The 22,175-nt window shown below is 49.0% G+C and carries 23 protein-coding genes and 1 tRNA gene; 12 read left to right on the top strand and 12 right to left on the bottom strand.

The genetic code is table 11. The features are described 5' to 3' along the window. Positions 1 to 47 precede the first annotated feature (47 nt). Positions 48 to 124, bottom strand: a tRNA-Met gene (locus tag BSPA111_RS07080). A gap of 208 nt (positions 125 to 332) precedes the next feature. Between BSPA111_RS07080 and mltA the strand changes: the two genes are divergently transcribed. Further along, entirely contained in the window at positions 333 to 1,433 is a 1,101-nt protein-coding gene (mltA, locus tag BSPA111_RS07075) for a murein transglycosylase A (protein WP_183270470.1), read from the top strand. A 97-nt stretch (positions 1,434 to 1,530) separates the two neighbouring features. Continuing rightward, positions 1,531 to 2,340 carry a tRNA cyclic N6-threonylcarbamoyladenosine(37) synthase TcdA gene (gene tcdA, locus BSPA111_RS07070; RefSeq protein ID WP_183270469.1) on the top strand — a complete coding sequence of 270 codons (810 nt, stop codon included), beginning with the start codon at positions 1,531 to 1,533 and terminating at the stop codon, positions 2,338 to 2,340. Here tcdA and csdE read toward each other — a convergent pair. Both csdE and csdA read right to left on the bottom strand, forming a co-directional pair. After that, the gene (csdE, locus tag BSPA111_RS07065; RefSeq protein WP_183270468.1) at positions 2,331 to 2,771 is read right to left on the bottom strand and encodes a cysteine desulfurase sulfur acceptor subunit CsdE; all 441 of its coding nucleotides are present in this window, start codon (positions 2,769 to 2,771) and stop codon (positions 2,331 to 2,333) included. The genes tcdA and csdE overlap by 10 nt on opposite strands. Further along, on the bottom strand, positions 2,772 to 3,977 hold the full coding sequence (gene csdA, locus BSPA111_RS07060) for a cysteine desulfurase CsdA (RefSeq protein WP_183270467.1): 1,206 nt from the start codon (positions 3,975 to 3,977) through the stop codon (positions 2,772 to 2,774). A gap of 195 nt (positions 3,978 to 4,172) precedes the next feature. Here csdA and BSPA111_RS07055 point away from each other — a divergent pair, with 195 nt between their 5' ends. The 4 genes from BSPA111_RS07055 to rlmM all read left to right on the top strand — a co-directional run bounded on the left by BSPA111_RS07055 (position 4,173) and on the right by rlmM (position 7,199). Then, positions 4,173 to 4,400: a YgdI/YgdR family lipoprotein gene (locus tag BSPA111_RS07055; protein WP_183270466.1), complete on the top strand. Its 228-nt coding sequence runs from the start codon at positions 4,173 to 4,175 to the stop codon at positions 4,398 to 4,400. A 343-nt stretch (positions 4,401 to 4,743) separates the two neighbouring features. Further along, positions 4,744 to 5,661, top strand: coding sequence for a glycine cleavage system transcriptional regulator GcvA (gene gcvA, locus BSPA111_RS07050; RefSeq protein ID WP_064543831.1), 918 nt, complete (start codon positions 4,744 to 4,746; stop codon positions 5,659 to 5,661). A 49-nt stretch (positions 5,662 to 5,710) separates the two neighbouring features. Continuing rightward, positions 5,711 to 6,106: a DUF423 domain-containing protein gene (locus BSPA111_RS07045; protein WP_064543833.1), complete on the top strand. Its 396-nt coding sequence runs from the start codon at positions 5,711 to 5,713 to the stop codon at positions 6,104 to 6,106. Further along, the gene (gene rlmM / locus BSPA111_RS07040) at positions 6,099 to 7,199 is read left to right on the top strand and encodes a 23S rRNA (cytidine(2498)-2'-O)-methyltransferase RlmM (protein ID WP_183270465.1); all 1,101 of its coding nucleotides are present in this window, start codon (positions 6,099 to 6,101) and stop codon (positions 7,197 to 7,199) included. The genes BSPA111_RS07045 and rlmM overlap by 8 nt, the downstream gene beginning before the upstream one ends. 109 nt (positions 7,200 to 7,308) lie before the next feature. Here rlmM and xni read toward each other — a convergent pair whose 3' ends face one another. Next, positions 7,309 to 8,064, bottom strand: a complete 756-nt coding sequence (gene xni, locus BSPA111_RS07035; protein WP_183270464.1) for a flap endonuclease Xni — start codon at positions 8,062 to 8,064, stop codon at positions 7,309 to 7,311. A gap of 145 nt (positions 8,065 to 8,209) precedes the next feature. Here xni and BSPA111_RS07030 point away from each other — a divergent pair, with 145 nt between their 5' ends. Continuing rightward, entirely contained in the window at positions 8,210 to 9,394 is a 1,185-nt protein-coding gene (locus tag BSPA111_RS07030; protein ID WP_183270463.1) for a PLP-dependent aminotransferase family protein, read from the top strand. A gap of 53 nt (positions 9,395 to 9,447) precedes the next feature. Here BSPA111_RS07030 and kdgT read toward each other — a convergent pair whose 3' ends face one another. Next, positions 9,448 to 10,443, bottom strand: a complete 996-nt coding sequence (gene kdgT / locus BSPA111_RS07025; RefSeq protein ID WP_183270462.1) for a 2-keto-3-deoxygluconate transporter — start codon at positions 10,441 to 10,443, stop codon at positions 9,448 to 9,450. 410 nt (positions 10,444 to 10,853) lie between these two features. Here kdgT and kduI point away from each other — a divergent pair, with 410 nt between their 5' ends. Further along, positions 10,854 to 11,690: a 5-dehydro-4-deoxy-D-glucuronate isomerase gene (kduI, locus tag BSPA111_RS07020; RefSeq protein WP_183270461.1), complete on the top strand. Its 837-nt coding sequence runs from the start codon at positions 10,854 to 10,856 to the stop codon at positions 11,688 to 11,690. A gap of 119 nt (positions 11,691 to 11,809) precedes the next feature. Here the strand turns inward: kduI and BSPA111_RS07015 are convergent, their stop codons facing one another. The 4 genes from BSPA111_RS07015 to queF all read right to left on the bottom strand — a co-directional run bounded on the left by BSPA111_RS07015 (position 11,810) and on the right by queF (position 17,347). Continuing rightward, complete coding sequence (locus BSPA111_RS07015) at positions 11,810 to 13,174, bottom strand: L-serine ammonia-lyase (protein ID WP_183270460.1); 1,365 nt, start codon at positions 13,172 to 13,174, stop codon at positions 11,810 to 11,812. A 69-nt stretch (positions 13,175 to 13,243) separates the two neighbouring features. Further along, positions 13,244 to 14,542 carry an HAAAP family serine/threonine permease gene (locus BSPA111_RS07010; RefSeq protein WP_183270459.1) on the bottom strand — a complete coding sequence of 433 codons (1,299 nt, stop codon included), beginning with the start codon at positions 14,540 to 14,542 and terminating at the stop codon, positions 13,244 to 13,246. Between the two features lie 482 nt (positions 14,543 to 15,024). Next, positions 15,025 to 16,389 (bottom strand): nucleotide 5'-monophosphate nucleosidase PpnN, encoded by a 1,365-nt coding sequence (gene ppnN / locus BSPA111_RS07005; RefSeq protein ID WP_183270458.1) that lies wholly within the window; start codon positions 16,387 to 16,389, stop codon positions 15,025 to 15,027. A 115-nt stretch (positions 16,390 to 16,504) separates the two neighbouring features. Beyond that, a complete protein-coding gene (gene queF / locus BSPA111_RS07000; protein ID WP_183270457.1) occupies positions 16,505 to 17,347 on the bottom strand; it encodes an NADPH-dependent 7-cyano-7-deazaguanine reductase QueF in 843 nt (280 codons plus the stop codon). 67 nt (positions 17,348 to 17,414) lie between these two features. Here queF and syd point away from each other — a divergent pair, with 67 nt between their 5' ends. The 4 genes from syd (at position 17,415) to BSPA111_RS06980 (ending at position 20,215) form a co-directional block, all read left to right on the top strand. Next, positions 17,415 to 17,963, top strand: a complete 549-nt coding sequence (gene syd / locus BSPA111_RS06995; protein ID WP_183270456.1) for a SecY-interacting protein — start codon at positions 17,415 to 17,417, stop codon at positions 17,961 to 17,963. Positions 17,964 to 18,638: 675 nt separating this feature from the next. Next, on the top strand, positions 18,639 to 18,968 hold the full coding sequence (locus BSPA111_RS06990; protein ID WP_183270455.1) for a YqcC family protein: 330 nt from the start codon (positions 18,639 to 18,641) through the stop codon (positions 18,966 to 18,968). Further along, positions 18,968 to 19,738 (top strand): tRNA pseudouridine(65) synthase TruC, encoded by a 771-nt coding sequence (truC, locus tag BSPA111_RS06985; protein ID WP_183270454.1) that lies wholly within the window; start codon positions 18,968 to 18,970, stop codon positions 19,736 to 19,738. The genes BSPA111_RS06990 and truC overlap by 1 nt, the downstream gene beginning before the upstream one ends. Positions 19,739 to 19,765: 27 nt before the next feature. Beyond that, positions 19,766 to 20,215: a flavodoxin gene (locus BSPA111_RS06980; protein ID WP_183270453.1), complete on the top strand. Its 450-nt coding sequence runs from the start codon at positions 19,766 to 19,768 to the stop codon at positions 20,213 to 20,215. Between the two features lie 105 nt (positions 20,216 to 20,320). On the opposite strand, the gene msrA is transcribed toward BSPA111_RS06980, so the two are convergent. The 3 genes from msrA to BSPA111_RS06965 form a co-directional block, all read right to left on the bottom strand. Further along, positions 20,321 to 20,815: a peptide-methionine (S)-S-oxide reductase MsrA gene (msrA, locus tag BSPA111_RS06975; protein WP_183270452.1), complete on the bottom strand. Its 495-nt coding sequence runs from the start codon at positions 20,813 to 20,815 to the stop codon at positions 20,321 to 20,323. Next, positions 20,805 to 21,266 carry a peptide-methionine (R)-S-oxide reductase MsrB gene (gene msrB / locus BSPA111_RS06970; protein WP_183270451.1) on the bottom strand — a complete coding sequence of 154 codons (462 nt, stop codon included), beginning with the start codon at positions 21,264 to 21,266 and terminating at the stop codon, positions 20,805 to 20,807. The genes msrA and msrB overlap by 11 nt, the downstream gene beginning before the upstream one ends. 96 nt (positions 21,267 to 21,362) lie before the next feature. Then, a complete protein-coding gene (locus tag BSPA111_RS06965; RefSeq protein ID WP_183270450.1) occupies positions 21,363 to 21,542 on the bottom strand; it encodes a hypothetical protein in 180 nt (59 codons plus the stop codon). Positions 21,543 to 22,175 lie beyond the last annotated feature (633 nt).

Here is a 22,175-nt window from a genome sequence, read left to right as displayed (position 1 = left end):
ACTACTAATGATTTTCATCACCGCGCTACTATCAGCGACTTTTTAATTGGTTGCGGGGGCCAGATTTGAACTGACGACCTTCGGGTTATGAGCCCGACGAGCTACCAGGCTGCTCCACCCCGCGTCCGTGGAAGCGCACTATACTCTGCTCGGCTTTTGATGCAACCTTTTTTTTAATAAATGCCCGATTTGTCTCATGTAACTGATAATAATTTAATTTAAGTATAAATAGTGAGCACATCCCGCATCTATGGGCCACGACACGTTTAATTCTTGTGGCACGTTTGCTATCTTCCCGTCGGGAATAGCGGCATAAACCTGGCGAGGAAGTGATGATAGGACGTTGGACTAAGTACATTGTAACTGGAGTGATGGTTGCCATTCTGGCAGGCTGTTCCTCGAAACCGACAGATAAAGGTCAGCAATATAAGGACGGGAAATTCACCCAGCCTTTCTCCCTCGTCAACCGACCTGATGCGGTAGGGGCCCCGATCAACGGCGGTGACTTTGCTGAGCAAGTTAACCAAATTCGTTCCGCATCTCCTCGCCTCTATAATAGCAAGAGTGATGTTTACGGTGCCGTTCAACAGTGGCTACAGGCCGGTGGCGATACCAGTAAGCTGAGCCAGTACGGCATTGACGCCTGGCAGATGGAAGGCGCAGACAACTACGGTAACGTGCAATTCACAGGCTACTACACGCCGGTGGTGCAGGCGCGTTACACCCGTCAGGGTGAATTCCAGTATCCGATTTACCGCATGCCGCCAAAACGCGGGCGTTTACCTTCCCGTGCCGAGATCTACAATGGCGCACTGAGCGACAGCTACATCATTGCTTACAGCAACTCCTTAATGGATAACTTCATTATGGATGTGCAGGGCAGCGGCTATATCGATTTTGGTGATGGTCAGCCATTAACCTTCTTTGGTTACGCGGGCAAAAACGGCCATGCTTATCGCAGTATCGGCAAAGTGCTTATCGATCGCGGTGAAGTAAAGAAAGAAGATATGTCGATGCAGGCTATTCGCCATTGGGGTGAAACTCACAGCCAGGCTGAAGTGCAGGAGCTGCTTGAGCAGAACCCATCCTTCGTATTCTTTAAACCTGCGAGCTTCGCACCGGTGAAAGGGGCGAGCGCCGTGCCGTTAATTGGCCGCGCGTCTGTGGCTTCTGACCGCTCCATTATTCCTGCTGGCACCACGATTCTGGCTGAAGTCCCGTTACTCGATAACAATGGGAAATTCAGTGGGCAGTATGAATTACGCGTCATGGTGGCGTTAGATGTTGGCGGTGCGATTAAAGGCCAGCACTTCGACATTTACCAGGGAATTGGGGCTGATGCCGGCCACCGTGCGGGTTGGTACAACCACTATGGCCGTGTTTGGGTACTGAAAAACGCCCCAGGCACGACTAACAGCGTATTTACCGGTTAATATTTCCCCCCGACGGGCTGTATAATCAGCCCGTCAACTTTATCCGCAACTGTTTATTTATCACAACACCCGCAAAGATTTTTCCGAGGAAAACGTAATGTCTGTTGTTTTGTCCGATGCCTGGCTGCAACGCTTTGGCGGCACTGCTCGTTTGTATGGTCGTGATGCTCTGCAACTGTTTGCTGATGCGCATGTATGCGTGATTGGCATTGGTGGTGTGGGCTCATGGGCTGCAGAAGCGCTGGCACGTACCGGAATCGGCGCGATTACGCTTATCGATATGGATGATGTTTGCGTGACCAACACTAACCGTCAGATTCATGCGTTGCGCGATAACGTAGGACTGGCCAAGACTGAAGTGATGGCGGCCCGCATTCGTGAAATCAACCCGGAATGCCGCGTCACGGTAGTTGATGATTTTATTACTGCGGAAAATACGGCGCAGCTGCTTAATCAAGGTTTTAGTTACGTTATTGATGCCATTGATAGCGTTCGTCCTAAAGCGGCACTTATCGCTTATTGTCGACGCAACAAGATCCCACTGGTCACAACCGGTGGCGCGGGTGGTCAAATCGATCCCACGCAGATTCAAGTGGTTGATCTGGCGAAAACGATTCAGGATCCACTGGCAGCTAAGCTTCGCGAAAGATTAAAAAGTGATTTTGGCGTGGTGAAGAACAGTAAAGGTAAGCTCGGCGTGGACTGCGTGTTTTCCACCGAAGCGTTGGTTTACCCGCAGGCAGATGGCTCTGTGTGCGCGATGAAAAGTACCGCCGATGGCCCGAAACGCATGGATTGTGCATCCGGTTTTGGTGCGGCAACCATGGTCACCGCCAGCTTTGGTTTCGTGGCGGTGTCCCATGTATTAAAGAAAATGATGGCGAAAGCGGCGCGTACTCAGGCCTGAACTGCCGCGCGAACGGCTTGTGCTAATGCCGCAAGCCCGCTGCTGCGCGACGCACTTAATTGATTGCGCAGCCCTAAATCATCAAACAGGGCGAGCGGATCTTCATTCAGCAACTGTTCCGCCGTTTTCCCTTCTATTGCGGTAAGTAACACCGCCAGCAAACCGCGGACAATGCGTCCTTCACTATCACCGTAGAAATGCAGCGTCCCATTTGCTTGCAGGCTGTGACCTAGCCAGACGCGGTTTTCACAACCGGCAATTTCGATGTTATCGCGTTTGAGATCCGCAGGAAGGGCCGGAAGTTGCTTCCCGAGTAGGATCAACTGACGGTATTTATCTTCCCACTGCTGCAACGGAGCAAAATTGCTGCGCAAGCTGTCGGCGGTGATAGCAGTCCCGAATGGGTGACCGGCTAAAAATCCACTTGTCATTTAATCCACCAGAATTTCCAGCGCGTTGTCGATAGCTTTGACCAGCGCATCAACATCACTCTGCGTATTGTACGGGGCAAAAGAAGCCCGCAATGTGCCGGTGACGCCAAGTGCTGAAAGCAAAGGTTGCGCACAATGCTGACCTGCACGCAGCGAAATGCCTGATTCAGCCAACAGCGTGACCATGTCGTTATGGTGAACACCTTCGAAATCAAACGCCAACAGGCTCGAGTCCTGGCAGCGGAAACTGCGAAAACCAGGACGTTTTGCCAGCTCTGCTTCTGCGAGTGTCGCCAACCCACGGCTGTAGGCCTCAGCCTCAGTCAAATCAACCGACTCCAGCCACTCAAGTGCCGCGCTCAGGCCAATGACGCCTGCAACGTTTGGCGTACCGGCTTCAAAGCGATACGGTACGGGTTGAGTTTTAAATCCTTCGAATGAGACATGCGTAATCATTTTGCCGCCGCCTAGCCAGGGCGACATCTCTTCCAGCAGCTCACTTTTACCGTAGAGCGCCCCGATTCCGGTTGGGCCATACAATTTGTGGGCTGAGAAAGCGTAAAAATCGATATCCAGCGCCTGTACGTCCGGCGGGCAATGCACAACACCTTGTGCGCCGTCGACCATAACGACCGCGCCAACTTCGTGGGCAAGCGTAATGGCTTTGGCGAGATCCGGGCAGCCGCCTGTGACATTAGACATTTGGCCCAGCGCCAGGATTTTGGTCCGCGCGTTAAGTAACTCAGGCAGCTTGCTGAGATCGGCAAGGAGATTTTTGCCCAGCGGCAATTTGATAATTTTCGCACCGGTCTGCTCAGCGACCATTAGCCACGGCACGAAATTCGCGTGGTGTTCTGCTTCGCTAACAATAATTTCATCATCGGGTTGCAGGCGCGGGCGTGCGTAACACTGAGCGACCAGATTTATGGCTTCGGTTGTGCCACGCGTCCAGACAATATCTTTTCCAGAAGGGGCATTGAGCAGAGCTGCCACGCTATCGCGAGCCGCTTCATAACGCTCTGTAAGGCGCTGCGCCTCGGCAAACTGGCTGCGATGAACATTACCTGCGCTCAGGCTATAAAATTGCTGAGTCGCTTCAATAACGGCGCGAGGTTTAAGTGTGGTTGCGGCACTGTCGAGATAGACACCAGCATCAGCCAACGCCGGAAACAGGCTGCGAAAACTGGCGGGATTAAATGTTTTCATGATTTTCCTCATATCACTATGAAGTGATCGTGGCGCATTTGTCTTAATCGCACAAGGGATCAATAACCTTCGGAATATTCTGCTTCGCCAGGCAAGCCTGGTGAAAGAGGGTTATGCTGATTACTGTTAGGTGAATGTTTTACTTTGGTTATTTTTAAGAGTAATTCAGCATTAATCGCTACTAAGGAGAAGAATATGAATAAGGCAGCCGCAGCAGTATCAGCAGGTCTAATGGTTTTTGCTCTTTCAGCCTGTTCAAGTCCGAACTACGTGATGCACACCAATGACGGACGTAGCATTGTCGCCGATGGCAAGCCTCAAACCGATGATGAAACAGGGATGATTCAGTACAAAGATGCTAATGGGAATAAACAGCAGATTAACCGTACTGATGTAAAAGAGATGGTTGAGCTGGATCAGTAAATTTCAGGCAAAAAAAAGCACCGCAATTTGCGGTGCTACATTAATCACTATGGACAGACAGGGTAAATGTACAGGAAGTGAAAAAGGGGTAGCTTAGCTACCGGGGTCTGGAATGCCAGACCAATTGCAAACACAACAACACAACATCACAACCGTAAGCCAAAAGCCCTCCGAAACACGCATTTCAGATAACTTTTCGTTCCGGCTCAGGAAGTGACGCCACTATAGGTATTTGCTGGTGCATCCTCAACGGACAATTTATAATGGCTCAGATAAAAAAAACTAATAGGTTAACTAAGTTAATCTGTTTGTTAACGGACTTTAACATTTAAGCCAATCAACTATGTCCAAGCGTTTACCACCATTAAATGCCTTACGTGTATTTGACGCTGCAGCTCGTCACCTGAGTTTTACTAAAGCAGCCGAAGAATTATTCGTGACTCAGGCCGCCGTCAGCCACCAGATTAAGTCTCTGGAGGATTTTCTTGGCCTAAAATTGTTCCGCCGCCGCAACCGCTCGCTGCTACTGACGGAAGAAGGTCAGAGTTACTATCTGGACATCAAAGAGATATTTTCGCAGTTAACCGAGGCAACCCGTAAGCTGCAGGCACGTAGTGCCAAAGGGGCTTTAACGGTCAGTTTGTTGCCTAGTTTTGCCATTCATTGGCTAGTACCGCGGTTAACAAGCTTTAATACAGCTTATCCGGGAATCGACGTTCGTATACAGGCTGTTGACCGCCAGGAAGATAAACTTTCGGATGATGTCGACGTCGCGATTTTTTACGGGCGCGGCAACTGGCCGGGTCTGCGTGTAGAAAAATTGTACGCGGAATATCTGTTACCAGTCTGTTCACCGATGCTGTTAACCGGCGATAAGCCCATCAAAACCCCAGAAGATTTAGCGCATCATACTTTGCTGCACGATGCGTCTCGTCGTGACTGGCAGACATATACCCGCCAATTGGGTGTAAGCCATATCAATGTGCAGCAAGGCCCGATCTTCAGCCACAGTGCAATGGTGCTTCAAGCCGCCATTCACGGGCAAGGCATTGCTTTAGCAAACAATGTTATGGCGCAATCAGAGATTGAAGCGGGTCGTTTGGTTTGTCCGTTCAATGATGTTCTGGTGAGCAAAAATGCCTTTTATCTTGTTTGTCATGACAGCCAGGCAGAACTGGGTAAAATAGCGGCCTTCAGGCAGTGGATTTTGGCGAAAACAGCGAGCGAACAAGAAAAATTCCGTTTTCGCTACGATCAGTAAGCAAACCAGCGCGTAGGCATGCCGCTACGCCTAACTTTAGGGTTACACCATGACCAGCCGATTCATGCTGATTTTTACCGCGATTAGCGGTTTTATCTTTGTCGCCCTTGGCGCCTTTGGGGCACACGTTTTAAGTAAAACGCTTGGTGTTGTTGAGATGGGGTGGATTCAAACCGGTCTTGAATACCAGGCATTTCATACGTTAGCGATTTTTGGTCTGGCCGTTGCGATGCAGCGCCGGATCAGCATTTGGTTTTACTGGAGCAGCGTATTTATGGCGCTCGGTACTGTTCTATTCAGCGGCAGTCTTTACTGCCTGGCGCTGTCTCACTTACGCCTGTGGGCGTTTGTTACTCCCGTCGGCGGAATGAGTTTTCTTGCCGGTTGGATCTTGATGTTGATTGGTGCAATGCGCCTGAAACGTAGGGGCGCAAGCCATGAATAAAGTTATTTTGTACTGCCGACAAGGTTTTGAGAAAGAGTGTGCGGCAGAGATTACCGATAAAGCCGGCCAGCATGGCGTTTACGGTTTTGCACGGGTTAAAGAAAACAGCGGTTACGTCATTTACGAATGTTATCAGCAAGATGATGCTGACAAACTGGCGCGTGAATTGCCGTTCAAAGATCTGATCTTTGCTCGTCAAATGATCGTTGCGGGTGAACTGCTCAAAGATCTTCCGTCAGAAGATCGTATTACGCCGATCACCGGAATGCTGACTGGCGTGGTAGAGAAAGGCGGCGATCTGCGTGTCGAAGTCGCGGATACCAACGAAAGTAAAGAGTTGATGAAGTTCTGCCGTAAGTTGACCGTGCCTCTGCGCGCCAGCCTGCGTGAAGCCGGTATCCTGACCAACTACGAAACAACAAAACGCCCAGTGGTGCATGTGTTCTTTATTGCACCGGGATGTTGTTACACCGGTTATTCTTATACCACTAACAACTCGCCTTTCTATATGGGCATCCAGCGTCTGAAATTGCCTTCTGACGCACCAAGCCGTTCAACGTTGAAACTGGAAGAAGCCTTCCACATTTTTATTCCTGCTGATGAGTGGGATGAGCGTTTAGCGAACGGGATGTACGCGATTGATTTAGGGGCTTGCCCTGGCGGTTGGACCTATCAATTAGTGAAACGCAATATGTGGGTTTCTTCTGTCGATAACGGCCCAATGGCGCAAAGCTTGATGGATACCGGACAGGTTACCTGGCTGCAGGAAGATGGTTTTAAATATAAGCCAACACGAAACAATATCTCCTGGATGGTTTGCGACATGGTTGAGAAACCTGCGAAAGTCGCGAGCCTGATGGCAACCTGGCTGGTTAACGGCTGGTGCCGCGAAACCATTTTCAACCTGAAGCTGCCAATGAAGAAACGATACGAAGAGGTGTCGCAGAACCTGGCGCTGATACGTGAAAGGCTGGAAGAGAATGGTATCAGTGCGGAGATTCAGGCGCGTCAGCTGTATCACGACCGTGAAGAAGTGACAGTACACGTGCGCCGCATGTGGGCTGCTGTAGGCGGCCGTCGCGACGAACGTTAATCTTGTTTGAGGGTGGGGAATCCACCCTCACCCCGACCCTCTCCCTGAGGGAGAGGGAGAAAAGCTGAATTATTCCCTCTCCTGGGGGAGAGGGCTAGGGTGAGGGCGTTCAACCCGGTAATCTAAGTTGCTGCAAATTCCCATCAAGCTGTAAATCCGTCTGCAGTTGAGCCACCTGGCGGCTGATAAAAGCACTTTCCCGATGCTGCTCTAACTTCTTGCGCCACTTCTCTGGTACTTCATCCAACCGTTCATACAGCGCTTCAAGCGTTGAAAACTGATTGATCAATTGCGTGGCACTTTTTGGGCCGATACCCGGAACGCCGGAGATCTTGCTGCTGCTGATCCCCGCAAGCCCCCAGAAATCAGCAAGCTGCTCCGGCAATACGCCATATTCCTGCGCGATAAATGGCGCATCGAACCAACGTTTTTGAAAATAGTCACGGATTTGAATTGTCGGGGCGAGTAACTGGCAAAACCCTTTATCGGTCGAGACAATAGTGGCGCGATGCCCACTTGCTGCTATTTTTACAGCGAGTGTTGCCGCCAGATCATCTGCTTCATTTCCCTGAGAATGCCAACAAGCCACGCCTCTTTTGGCGAAGGCCGCTCGCAATATTGGCATTTCTTGATGTAAGGACTCTGGCATTGGCGCACGGCCAGCTTTATAGTCTGGCAAGACCTGATGTCGCCATCCTTCACGCCGGTCTTCGTCATCAAATACGGCGACAGCGTGCGTCGGCTGGCTGTGTGTGATTAGCGCATCAAGAGCATGTAGGCAGGTATCAACACAAGGTGAGCCCTGGACTGCATGAATACGGCGTATTAAGTTCAGGGCATCAACGATAAGTAAATGAATCATCATGGGTATTTCGCTTTCGATATTCGCTTTGCACACACTAACATTTCTGTGTGTTGACCGCGAACCCGAGAAGATGAATCAGGAAAGCCGCTCGCAAAAAAGTCGTGCTTATTGATTACTATGTATATTTCAAGTCAGAGACAACAACATGAGTCATAGTTCACACCTCGCACAACGCATTCAGGCCCTACAACCTTCAGCAATCAGAGAATTGTTAAAGCATAGCAAAATGCCAGGCGTTATTTCCCTCGCCGGCGGCATTCCTTCCAGTGAGTTATTCGATAGAGAAGGTCTGAGCATTGCGACACAAAAAGTTGTCGCTGAGAACTTTAACGACGCGTTCCAGTATGGTTTGACTGAAGGCACCGTTGAACTGCGTCAACAATTGGTCGGGTTGTGCCAGGAGCGTGGAATCACCACCAGCCCAGAGCAACTTCTGATCACCTCGGGGTCACAGCAGGCACTAGATTTGCTGATGCGCGCGCTGGTTAACCCAGGCGATGTTTTTGTTGTTGAGCGTCCAACTTATCTGGCAGCACTGCAAATCCTCAGCCTGAATGAGGCCGATGTGAAATCGGTGGGCAGTGATGAGCACGGGATGATTGTCGATGAGCTCGAAGCGTTACTCAAAACGACGCGAATCAAAGGTGTCTACCTGGTTCCGACGTTTGGCAACCCTAGTGGCACAACGTTAAGTGCCAGCCGTCGTGAGCAGTTGGTCAAACTGGCAGAACAGTATCACTTTGTGATTGTTGAAGATGATCCGTATGGCGCAATAAGCTTCACTGAAACGCGCGAAAAGACCTTGCTGCAAGTGGCAACAGAACGCGGCAGCCAGGAAAATGTGGTTTATACCTCGACGTTTTCTAAGATTCTGGCGCCAGGGCTGCGAGTCGGCTGGATTGTATTGCCAGAGTGGATGAAGCAAAAAGTGGCCATCATTAAACAAGCCACCGATTTGCACGCCAACTCATTTACGCAATCGCTGGTGTCAGCGTATTTGACGCTTGATCGCCTGAACCCGCAGATTGAACTGATTCGCGAAGTGTATAAGAAGAAGTGCCTGAGCCTTTCTACGTTTTTACATCAGGAACTGGATGAGCACATTACCTTTAACCAGCCGCAGGGCGGGATGTTCTTGTGGGCGTCATTCCGTTATGAGTTTGATGCAACTCGCTGGTTACAACAGACTCTCGAAAAAGGTGTGGTGTATGTGCCGGGTGAGTTCTTCTTTAGCGATCACGCGGACAAGAAAACACTACGTTTCTCTTACGCAACCGCCACAGAAGAGCAGCTTTATGAAGCGGTACAGCGATTGAAATCCGCGCTATAAGATAAAAAAATGGAGCCGAAAGGCTCCATTTTTTATGGTTTTAAAGTGCGGAGTTAATGAGATAACTCGACCACGTCATCGTTGTTTTTCTTTTTCGCGACGGTACCACCCACACGTTTTGAATACAGTGCAGTAATAATGGGTACCAGAATCGCGGTCACAATAACGCTTGCCGCCACCAACGCTGTAGCTGAAGCTGCAACAGGCTCAAATGCCGGGTTGATTTGCGCAATGATTACCGGGTTGGCAACCGCTGCACCTGCTGCGGAAGAGGCTGCAATCCCTGCGGTTCCGTTGCCACCACCAATGTATTTATCGGCGATAATCAATGGAATACCTGTTACAACGATAACCGCCACACCCAACATGATGCCCAGCAAACCCGTGTCCATAATGACGTTGAGGTTGATGGTGTTACCCAGAGCAAAGCCGAAGAACGGAATCAGTACTGGAGTCGCTTTGCTGAAGAAAGCACGGAAATCGTGATCCAGGTTACCAAGAGTGAATCCAATCAGGAACGGTAGAACGGCACCGATAAAGTGGTGTGGTTCAAAGGATGCCAGGCCTGCGGAACCCAAAATAACCATTGTCATTAGTGGGCCGGACTCTAAAGACATCAGAACGAACGCGCCAGATTCTTCTTTAGTACCATATTGGTTCATCAGGCTTGCATACAGGCCACCGTTGGTCATGTCCATCGCAGAAACGAGAGCAAGAACGGACAGGCCCGCAAACATACCGGTCTGAATTCCACCTTCAGGAATAAACGAAGCGGCAATCATTGCCACAACCCAGGCCACACCAATTTTAGTCAGAACCAGCGTACCGGATTTACGCAGTACGGTTCCTGTTGCACGTAAGTCAATTGAAGCACCGATACAGAAGAACCAGACCGCCAGAATGGGGACTGTCCCACTAATCATTCCTTTTGTGAAGGAACCAAAATATGCGCCAGTGTCCGGTGCAAAGGTATTTAGCATTGCGCCAAGCAGCAATGGAATCAACATCATCCCACCAGGAATACGTTCTATGGTTGCTTTAATCTTCATGGTAAATCCTCTTCATTTTTTCATTTCTTATAGGTCGCGAATGAAAAAATTACGTAACAGTTTTTATGAAAAATCATTGTTTTTCATTTGATTATGTTCTTTTCGGGTCAGAGGTATTCTTTTGCTCTTATGGCAAATAGAGTTGACCTGGTTGGGCTGGGCTGCCGTGATTCCTGCGTTCCGTTGCCTTCCTTGCTTCAAACTATCTAACGATTGGAATTACAATTCAATCAAATTGAAACAATATTTCAATTTAGATCACATTATTTAATTGTTCAGGTGATAAACTGTCTGGGTGGTGCAGTTAAATGTAGTTTCTTTGTGATCAACTATATTTTAATTGCTAAATTATTATTAATAGTAACGGGCGTTATTTGGTTTCCGCCTGCTCTTCCCAGTAAGGAAAATTAATGGACATTCGTCAAAGTATTCATAGTGATCATGCAAAAACCCTGGATACAGCAGGTTTGCGTAAAGAGTTTCTGATCGAAACCATTTTTACTGCCGATCAGTACACCATGACCTACAGCCACATCGACCGCATCATTGTGGGTGGCGTCATGCCGGTAACTCGCACTGTGAGTGTTGGCGGGGAAGTGGGCAAACAGTTGGGTGTGAGCTACTTCCTGGAGCGTCGTGAGCTGGGGGTTATTAATATCGGTGGGCAGGGCACGATTACCGTTGATGGGACATGCTATGAAATCGGCACCCGCGATGGTTTATATGTGGGTAAAGGGGCGAAGGAAGTTGTGTTTGCCAGCATTGATCCTGCGAACCCTGCGCGTTTCTATTACAACTGCGCACCAGCGCATACCGCCTACCCAACCAAGCGTGTGACCCCTGCCGATGTGTCTCCGGTTACTCTGGGCGACAGTGTCACCAGCAACCGTCGTACAATTAACAAATACTTCGTTCCTGATGTGCTGGAAACATGCCAGTTGAGCATGGGTTTGACTGAGCTGGAACCAGGCAACCTGTGGAACACCATGCCTTGCCACACGCATGAGCGCCGTATGGAAGTTTATTTCTACTTCGGTATGGAACAGGACAGCTGCGTATTCCACATGATGGGTCAGCCACAAGAAACGCGTCACATTGTGATGCAGAACGAGCAAGCTGTAATTTCTCCAAGCTGGTCAATTCACTCAGGTGTGGGTACGCGTGCTTACACATTTATCTGGGGTATGGTGGGCGAGAATCAGGTGTTCGATGATATGGACCACGTGAAAGTGGGTGACCTGCGCTAATACTGTTCATACTTCGAGTTGCAGATGCGTTGGTTTCACTCGGCCATCGCCTTCCTGCTACTCGAATTATTTAGGATAGGTAATGCATAAAAAAACCCGCTTCTCAGCGGGTTTTTGTTTTAATCGCAGGAGACTTTCATCGCCAGGCCACCACGTGATGTTTCGCGGTATTTGGCGTTCATGTCCTTGCCAGTTTCGTACATCGTTTCAATGACTTTATCGAGGCAAACACGTGGTTCACTGGTACGGCGCAGTGCCATACGCGCAGCATTCACGGCTTTCACTGCGGCGATAGCATTACGTTCGATACACGGTACCTGAACTTGTCCTGCAACAGGGTCGCAAGTCAGACCGAGGTTGTGTTCCATGCCAATTTCGGCTGCGATACAAACCTGAGTTGGGCTACCGCCCAGCAACTCGGCAAGGCCCGCTGCCGCCATTGAGCAGGCAACGCCCACTTCACCCTGGCAACCGACTTCGGCACCTGAAATCGATGCGTTCATTTTGTACAACGATCCAATCGCACCGGCAGCAAGGAAGTATCGTGCGCAGGAGTTAGCATTCACTTCACGGATGAATTTGTCGTAATAGGCCAGTACCGCAGGAACGATACCGCATGCACCGTTAGTCGGTGCCGTTACCACACGTCCACCTGCGGCGTTTTCTTCATTCACCGCCAGCGCAAACATGTTAATCCAGTCTACAACCGCCATTGGATCAGAGTTGTTTTTATCGCTGCTGACCAACATTCTGCGTAACGCTGCGGCACGACGAGGGACACGCATTTTCCCTGGCAGCACGCCTTCGGTAGTAATGCCGCGCTCAATACCGCTGCGCATTACGCCCCAAACGTTGGCAAAGTGTGCGTCAATTTCAGCCTGTGGACGCATCGCACGTTCGTTATGCATCATCAAACCAGACAGTGAAAGCCCAGTTTCTTTGCAATGAAGCTGTAAATCAGCCGCGTTTTTATAAGGATACGGTACGGCAACTTGTTGAGTGTCTTCCACGCCAAAATGCGCTTCATCAACGATAAAACCACCGCCGATTGAGTAATACGTTTGGCTGTAGACCACGTCATTGCCAGCAAGCGCAGTGATGCGCATACCATTCTCATGCAGCGAAAGATTCGCTTCGTGGAAGTTCATGCAGCTATCGACCGGGAATTCCACTTCGTGCTGGCCGCTGGCTAACAGCAGGCGACCGTGTGTATTCACGTCTTGAATGAAATCAGGGATAGCGTCGATGTCGACTGTATCCGGCAGATTACCCGCCAGGCCCATAATAATGGCGATATCGGTATGGTGACCTTTACCGGTCAGGGAGAGTGAACCGTAGACATCGACGACGACACGCGTGACCTTCTGCAAAATCCCTTGCGCTATTAAATCGTCAGCGAATTGTTTACCGGCTTTCATCGGGCCGACGGTATGGGAACTGGATGGGCCAATACCGATTTTGAAAATATCGAATACGCTAATCATGTTGCGTCCGTTGCCTGAGTAACTTTGGAAGCGAAAAAACCGCCCGCGAGGGCAGGCGGTTTAGAGCTGTTAGATGAACAGGGAGTATAGAGAGTAAGAGATGGCAGAAATTGCGACCAGACCCATAATTACTACAAATACATTACTGATATGACCACTGTATTTGCGCATTGCAGGGACTTTCTGAATCGCATACATCGGCATCAGGAACAGAATCATCGCGATGATTGGGCCGCCGAGGGTTTCAATCATACCCAGAATGCTTGGGTTCAGAGTGGCAACAATCCATGTTGTTACCAGCATGAAGATCGCGGTAATGCGGTTCAGCTTGCTTACTTCAATGCTCTTACCTTTACCACGCAGAGATTTGATAACCATCCCGTTGAAGCCTTCACGCGCACCTAAATAGTGGCCAAGGAAGGATTTGGTGATAGCTACAATTGCGATAATCGGTGCCATCCAGGCGATAACCGGCGCGTTAAAGTGGTTAGCCAGGTAAGACAGAATAGAGATGTTCTGTGCTTTCGCTTCGGCCAGGTTTGCTGGAGACAGGCTCAGTACGCAGCTGAACACGAAGAACATCACGGTAATGACCATCATGATGTGTGCGTATGACAGGATGCGTGAACATTTCTTCTCAGCGGCTTCGCCGTACTCATTACGTTTTGCTACTGCAAAAGCAGAAATGATAGGTGAGTGGTTGAAGGAGAACACCATTACTGGGATTGCCAGCCACAGAGTCATCCACAGGCCACTGCCTGTTGCCGGAGTGCTGCTAAAAGACAGAGTCTCAAATGCGGCACTGCTCCAGTTAGGAATCAGGTACAACGCCAGAACCATCAGTGCTGCAACAAACGGGAACACCAGAATGCTCATCGCTTTAACGATCATCTGCTCACCGAAACGCACGATAGTCATCAGACCCACGATCAGGATCAGAGATAAAAGCGCACGTGGTGGCGAAACCAGACCCAACTGGTGAGTGATGAAGCTATCGACGGTATTGGTGATAGCGACGCTGTACACCAACAGAATTGGGTAGATAGCAAAGAAGTACAGCAGAGTAATGACTTTACCCGCACCCACACCAAAGTGTTCTTCAACAACTTCAGTAATGTCTTCACCAGGGTTTTTGCCTGAAAGCACAAAGCGAGTCAGCCCACGGTGTGCGAAGAAGGTCATCGGGAATGCGAGAATTGCCATGATGAACAGCGGGATCAAACCGCCAACACCGGCGTTAATCGGCAGGAACAATACACCAGCACCAATTGCCGTGCCGTACAGGCCCAGCATCCACATGGTATCGGACTTACGCCAGGAGCTTTTGCTCTCGGTTGAGGCAATACTGCCTGTTTGAGTGGTTTCCATCTATTACTTCTCCAAAGGAACATGTGATTCGAAATCCGAGCCAACCGCGAAGTACTGCCATTGGCAATTGAAACTAACTGCTGTTTCCTGGCACTTTTAGAGTAATTTTTGCCAGTGATAATCAGAGGGCGGAAAGATACAGATATGAAGCCAAATCATCAGTGATCGAGATCGCAATTGTAAGAATCCACTATTTGTGTGGTTTTTAGCAGATTATATGTCTGCGTCTTATGGTTTGAGTGATATTTATACCCTAAAAAATGTCGGTAATTAGATAATAAACTGATGTTTCAATTTATAGCGGTAGCGTAATTATCTGTATAAACACAATTTTTAACGTGCTTGTACGTTAAATCACCCCTTTTCGTGAAGATGAATGTGCTGATACCGGTAACATGATTACTGGGGAAAATAACGGAGGATTGTCAGTAAGCGTGGGAAAAAATCAGAAAAAAAAGGCGGAGTCTCTCCGCCTTCGGGGTTTAGGTACAGATTTCGTAGCAAGGGATGTAAGCACTGCCTGGTAATTTCATGCGGTGCTGGGCGACAAAGCCCTGAAGCAGATCGTCCATGCGTCTCATCATTTGAGCGTCGCCATGGATTTTATACGGCCCGTACTGCTCAATCGCGCGGATCCCACCTTCTTTAACGTTACCCGCAACAATGCCAGAAAACGCTCTGCGTAAAGAGGCAGCCAGTTGTTCCGCCGGTTGATCCGGGTACAACTTGAGATTTGCCATGTTTTCATGGGTTGGCTCAAACGGTACTTGCAGATCTGGCGCAATGCGAATCGACCAGTTGAAGCTATACGCATCACCCGTTTCACGGCGATTCTCTTTTACTTGAGGCATCGCTTTTTTCATCTGGCGCGCGACTTCAGCCGGGTCGTCAATAATGATTTGATAATGACGACGCGCCTGTTCGCCCACGGTATTGACGATAAATTCATCCAGTACACGGAAGTAATCAGCGCTCTCTTTCGGCCCGGTCAGAATTAATGGCAATACCTGATCGTGATTGTGCGGGTTCATCAGAATGCCGAGCAGGTAAAGCAGTTCTTCTGCGGTCCCCACGCCGCCTGGGAAGATGATGATGCCATGCGCGATACGAACAAACGCTTCAAGACGTTTTTCGATATCCGGCATGATAATCAACTCGTTCACCAGCGGGTTTGGTGGCTCTGCTGCAATAATTGACGGTTCCGTCATGCCAATAAAGCGGCTTTCTTTGTAACGTTGCTGAGCATGACCCACTGCAGCACCTTTCATCGGTGCTTCCATCGCACCAGGGCCGCAGCCAGTACAAATGTTGAGTTCACGAAGACCCAATTGAGTACCGACACGACGTGCGTAAAGATATTCGTTTTCGTTAATGGAGTGGCCGCCCCAGCAAACCACGAGACTTGGCGCTTCACCGACGTGCAGTGCACGGGCGTTACGTAAAATAGAGAACACCATATTGGTGATATTTGCAGGATCTTCCAGATCGAGATTCTGGAAGCGACCGGCGTTGGATAACTGACCATTCACGAACAAAATGTCGCGTAAGACGGCAAACAGGTTAGCTTGCAAAGATCGAATGATGCGGCCATCAACGAAGGCCTCATCAGGTGGATTAATCAGTTCAAGTTTGACACCGCGCTCGCGGCGCAACACGTTGATATCGAAGTTTTCGTAACGCGACAACAGCTCTTTACTGCTATCGGTCTGGCTTCCTGAGTTAAGTACGGCAAGTGAACAATTGCGAAACAGTTGATAAAGGTCGCTACTGGCCGTGCGTTTAAGCATATCGACTTCCAGTTGCGACAACATATCCATTGAGCCTAGTGGGCTAATATGTGTAATCAAGTTAACTCCTTACGAAGCGTAAAGTGCCGCTCCCAATGATTACAATAGCCTCGCCCTGTTCAATTTAACAACCTGAAAACAAGAATCCTTCTATAGCCTGCGAGGTGTTTCGCACTTATTGACGAACCAGACGACCAAATGCCGGGTGGAAATCGGTGTTTGTGCGCCATGGATTAATGTCCAGGCCACCACGACGGGTATATCGAGCGTAGACGCTCAGGGTTTCAGGTTGGCAAAAATGCTGAATGTCGTTAAAGATGCGCTCAACGCATTGCTCGTGGAATTCGTTATGCTGGCGGAAAGAAACCAGATAGCGCAGCAGCTTTTCACGATCGATACGTGGGCCACGATAGCGAATCTGAACGGAGCCCCAATCCGGCTGGTGGGTGATCAGACAGTTGGATTTCAGCAGGTGGCTTACCAGCGTTTCTTCCACAATTTCAACGCCTGCCGATTCGCTGAGGTAATTGGCGTTAAACTCATAATTATCAATAGTGATATTTTGCTCATCAATGCACTCGCCCGTGAAGGCTGCGATTTCCTGGCCTTCAAGTTCATGCAGGCGGAATAACACAACACTGACATCGCCTTGTGCGCAGGCGCTCAAATCACGCTTTAGCGTTTCCTGAACCGTTTCCCTGTCGGCAAATTTCGTCTGGTTAAAGCTGTTCAAATAGAGCTTAAAACTTTTCGATTCAACCAGATTCACGCTGTTTGCATCAAGCTGCACATGACCCACTGCGACCTGCGGTAAACCGTTGCTGTTCAGCCAGGACAGTTCATAAAGCGTCCAGATATCACCCCCACTAAACGGCAGATTATCAGCCTGTAAACCAAGCGGGTCACGATTTAGACTGCGTGGAACGGCCTGTAACAACGACGGTTGGTATTTATCCTGGTAAGCGGTTGGCTTACCTAGCGTCAGGCCGCTTAGCGCCTGGTGTTTTTCATAAGACATGTGTCACCGATAGAATGCAGGTACAATTGGTCTTTATTGTACCGCACCTTGAGAGAGTGAGAAATTGGTGGATAACGACGTACGTCAGGCGCTGGAAGATTTTACAAATCGCTTTTGTCACGCGTGGCGTGAACAGGTGGGTGGGTGGCCTGCGAGTGAAGAATTATTTGGTGTACCGTCCCCGTGTATCGTGACGACAACCGGTAATGATGTGCGCTGGCAGCCGCAACCTTTCACTCCTGCTGGTGATCTCAGCGCCGTGGAACGGGCGATGGATATTACTCTGCAACCTGGTGCGCATCAGTTTTATACCACGCAGTTTGCTGGCGACATGCCCGCGCAGTCAGGTCATCAGGCTTTAACGTTATTACAAGCCTGGAGCGAAGAGGATTTTCAGCGCGTCCAGGAAAACCTGATTGGCCATCTGGTCACGCAAAAGCGTTTAAAGCTTTCACCGACCCTGTTCCTCGCCACCACGCCTGACGAAATGGAAGTGGTGTCACTTTGCAATCTCACAGGCGGAGTGGTGCTGGAGAAAATCGGCACCAAACAGCGGACAACTCTCGCACCTTCACTGAGTTTATTCCTTCAGGAGCTTCAGCCGCAGGTCATTTAACCGTTGATCGCTGCTGAGCTTGTGAGAGATCTCTTACACAAGCTGTAAGAGATCTCTAACTTTTCATTTAAGATTTTTATGGCTATTAATGAAATAGCTATTAATTATCAATTGTTTGGTGATAATTTCTGTCGCTTTTGAATGAAGGTTATCGTAAGCATAGGTTGTGAGTGCCTTGCGAGATTGAACGAATTAGTAGATTCTATGTCCGTCGACAGGAAGTCGGGAAGTGAAGGAGATGTCAGGATGATGTCACTTCATTGAAGAACGGGAAGACACCAGGAAGGTGTTACAAGGAAGGCTTCAGGATTGAAGCAAGGATCACTCAGGAAGAGTAAGGGACACCTCCAGGATGGAGAATGAGAGCCGAGCCAGGAATGTTCGGTGGGTCTGGAAGACCAAAGGATAATGCATCAGGATGATGCCGGATCACCGCAGGATGACGGTAGCAGGACGCGAGTACGACGGAATGTAGGTCAGGAGACCACAGGACATAGTTGTCACGGACGAGCAGGGAGCACCAAAAGTAGCCGGATTAGCTGCGAAACGAACCGGGAGCACTGTTTATACAGTGCTCCCTTTTTTTATGCTTTTTTTTTCGCCCACAGTAAGAAATGAAGAAAGTAAGAAGTGGTATGCTTGCTGGCTTCTTTTTCACTGATGCCTGAGGTTTTCATGGAACGTCACGCGCTGGTACGCCAGCATCTACACATCATCGAGCAGGTTTTACGTGACCATCAACATTGGCAGGGCAGTGCGCCGGGCGCCGAAGCCTTTGAAAGTACCCAGCCGTTTTGTCTGGATACTCTACAACCCACAGAATGGTTGCAATGGGTTTTAATTCCACGCATGCACGCCCTGATAGAAGCGCGGCATCCTTTGCCAGTCGATTTCGCCATCGCGCCATACTACGAAATGGCGCTCGATGCGACACATGCTGGGCGTGAGCCTCTCTTAAAAGCGTTGCAAGAGCTTGATGCTCTGTTCGCGAGTGACAAAAACTGATGCTGGAAATTATTTATCAGGATGAATGGTTGGTGGCCGTGAACAAACCTTCGGGTTGGTTGGTGCACCGAAGCTGGCTGGACCGTCATGAAACGGTGTTCGTCATGCAAACCGTGCGTGACCAAATCGGTAAGCACGTTTTTACCGTACATCGCCTCGACAGACCAACTTCTGGCGTCTTGTTGATGGGGCTCTCCAGCGAAGTTGCGCATTTGCTCTCGCAGCAGTTTGAAAATCACCAGATTAAGAAACGTTACCACGCGGTCACTCGCGGTTGGCTTGAAGATGAAGCCTTGCTGGATTATCCGCTCGTTGAAGAGTTGGATAAAATTGCGGATAAACACGCTACGCAAGACAAAACGCCGCAGCCTGCGGTCACGCATTATCGCGGTCTGGCAACGGTTGAAATGCCGGTCCCGGTTGGTCGCTATCCAACAGCGCGCTACAGCCTTGTGGAACTGGAACCTAAAACCGGGCGCAAGCACCAGCTACGCCGCCATATGTCCCATTTGCGCCATCCGATGATTGGCGATTCTAAGCATGGCGACCTGCGCCAAAACCGTGCTGCGGCAGAACATTTTGGCTGCCAACGCCTGATGCTGCATGCAAGCCAGCTTTCGTTAACGCATCCTGTTACCGGTGAGCCGTTATGCTTGCGCGCAACGCTCGATGATACCTGGATGCAGATGATGTCACAGTTTGGCTGGCGTGGATTGCTGAGTGATATCGAAAAGGTTGAGTTTGTGGCAAGCAACGGCCAGGATGAATAATACAGCCGTAACGCAAGGAGTTAACTGATGGCCGAAGTGGGGATTTTTGTAGGAACGATGTATGGAAACTCGCTGTTGGTGGCGGAAGAAGCCGAAGCGATTCTAAAAAAGAAAGGTCATAAAGCCACAGTATTCGAAGATCCTGAGCTTGCAGACTGGCAGAAATATCGCGACCAATATGTGCTGATTGTCACTTCAACAACCGGCCAGGGCGATTTACCCGACAGCATTGTTCCTCTGTTTCAGGCAATTAAAGACAAAGTCGGATACCAGCCTGAATTGCGTTACGGTTTGATTGCGCTGGGCGACAGCAACTACGAACATTTTTGTGGCGGTGGTAAACAATTCGATACCTTGCTGCAAGAGCAAGGCGCAAAACGTATTGGCACCGTGTTAGCGATTGATGCCAATGATCATCCTGAGCCGGAATCTGTTTCGAACCCGTGGGTCGAGCAGTGGGAAACGCTGTTAAAGTAACGGCAAGAATCAATGGCGGGGATGCTTGGGCGTCGCCGCCAATGATATTACACCCAGCGCGCTGGGTGCGGGTCATCACATGCCAGCAATGCAATTGCCGCACAACTATTCAGGGAGTTGCCAGTCTGGTCTGACAAAATGGCAGGTATAGCCATTTGGGTTATGCACGAGATAGTCCTGGTGCTCTGGCTCTGCTGACCAGAAGGGTGTCGCTTCCTTCACTTCAGTGACGACTGCACCCGGCCAAATACCTGATGCGTCTATTTCCTCGATCAACTGGTTGGCCTGGTGCATCTGTTCATCCGTGAGCCAAAAGATAGCAGAACGATAGCTGGAGCCAACATCATTACCCTGCCTAAATGGCGTAGTGGGATTGTGGATCTGAAAGAAGTATTTCAGCAAATCGCGGAAACTAATCTGCTCAGGATTAAACTCGACTTTTACCGCCTCTGCATGGCCTGGATGGTACGCATAGGTCGGATTGTCATTCTGTCCACCCGTGTAGCCAACTTCGGTGCTGATAACCCCATCAACTTTGCGAAGTAAATCCTGCACTCCCCAGAAACAACCTCCTGCAAGAATTGCGACTTCATTTTTCATGTTTATCTCCAGAATTAAACAGTGCCAGATATTCGCCATATCCTTCAGCGCTTAGATTTGCTTTAGGAATAAAACGCAGCGCGGCTGAGTTAATGCAGTAACGTAGTCCGCCTTTCTCCTGGGGGCCGTCAGGGAATACATGCCCAAGATGGCTATCAGCATGAACGGAACGTACTTCAGTTCGTATCATCCCGTGGCTCAGATCTTTAATATTACGTACATTCTCATCTACCGGGTTGCTGAAAGCAGGCCAACCACATCCTGAGTCAAACTTATCCAGTGATGAAAATAACGGTTCACCGGAAACGATATCGACATACAGTCCGTCTTCGAAATGTTTGTCATATTCACCAGTGAAAGGACGCTCCGTGGCATTATTTTGCGTTACGTTAAACTGTAGTTCAGATAAATTTGTTATTGTCTGAGTATCTTTATGATATTTATTGCTCATAGTGTCGCCTCTTGAGTGGGTTAATTCCCTTGGTTAATATTTTGATGTATATCAGGGAAGCGCTTTTCACCGCAATTTATGGTGAGGAACTTGGTATCAACAGACGCCGAAATCACCTTCCTCTTTATACAAAGCCACGTCGGAAGCTTTCAGCGTTATCTTCTCATCGCTTAGGTGATTTGAAGGGGTACAAATGACTTCATCACCAAGTACATCCAGAACCTTCATTTTCGGTCCGCCTTTTTTAGCCTGTACCATATCGCCTGGTTTGAACATAAAACCCTCTCTTATACGAAACAATTGATACTTAACCATAAAACAAATTGATCGCTTAGGAAAGCTCTGTCAACGATAGCGACATTTAATCTTGGTAGAGTCATAATATTCAACTATAGCAATGGAGAAATAACACTGAGTGAAGTTTTTACAAGCCAAAAAGAAATTGTGGTTGTTCATTTAATATCTAAAAAAAGTATTATAAATAAATGAAAAAGAGATGATTTTTAATTATTTAAAAATACTTTTCAAACACGCAGTTGGCCTGCATTGAAATATATTAGTATTGTAAGGGTCATGTTTGTACATTGTTCAAAACTGCAGAGGGAAAAATGAAAAAGTGCTCTGCACAGAATGGAAGGTGACAGTACATTTAAAGCCTTCGCGGGTATTCCTGGTGCGGGTCCAGACGACATGTGGGCGAGCAAAGATGGCTACCTGCTCCGACTCTATCCAAACGCTCCATCGCATTAAAATCATTACCACGTAATCCGTTACCTTCCTCTGCTTTATACAATAATTCCCAAATCCGTGAACCATCCCCCAGAACGTTGGACAAAAGCCATAAAGTGCTCACAAAACGTGCGGCAAACTTGTGTCTTTGCACGATGAGGCGTTTTCACTCCCTTCATA

Source organism: Buttiauxella sp. A111, assembly GCF_014189855.1.
Taxonomy (GTDB): Bacteria; Pseudomonadota; Gammaproteobacteria; order Enterobacterales; family Enterobacteriaceae; genus Buttiauxella; species Buttiauxella selenatireducens.
This window is presented reverse-complemented; position numbering and strand designations above follow the sequence as displayed.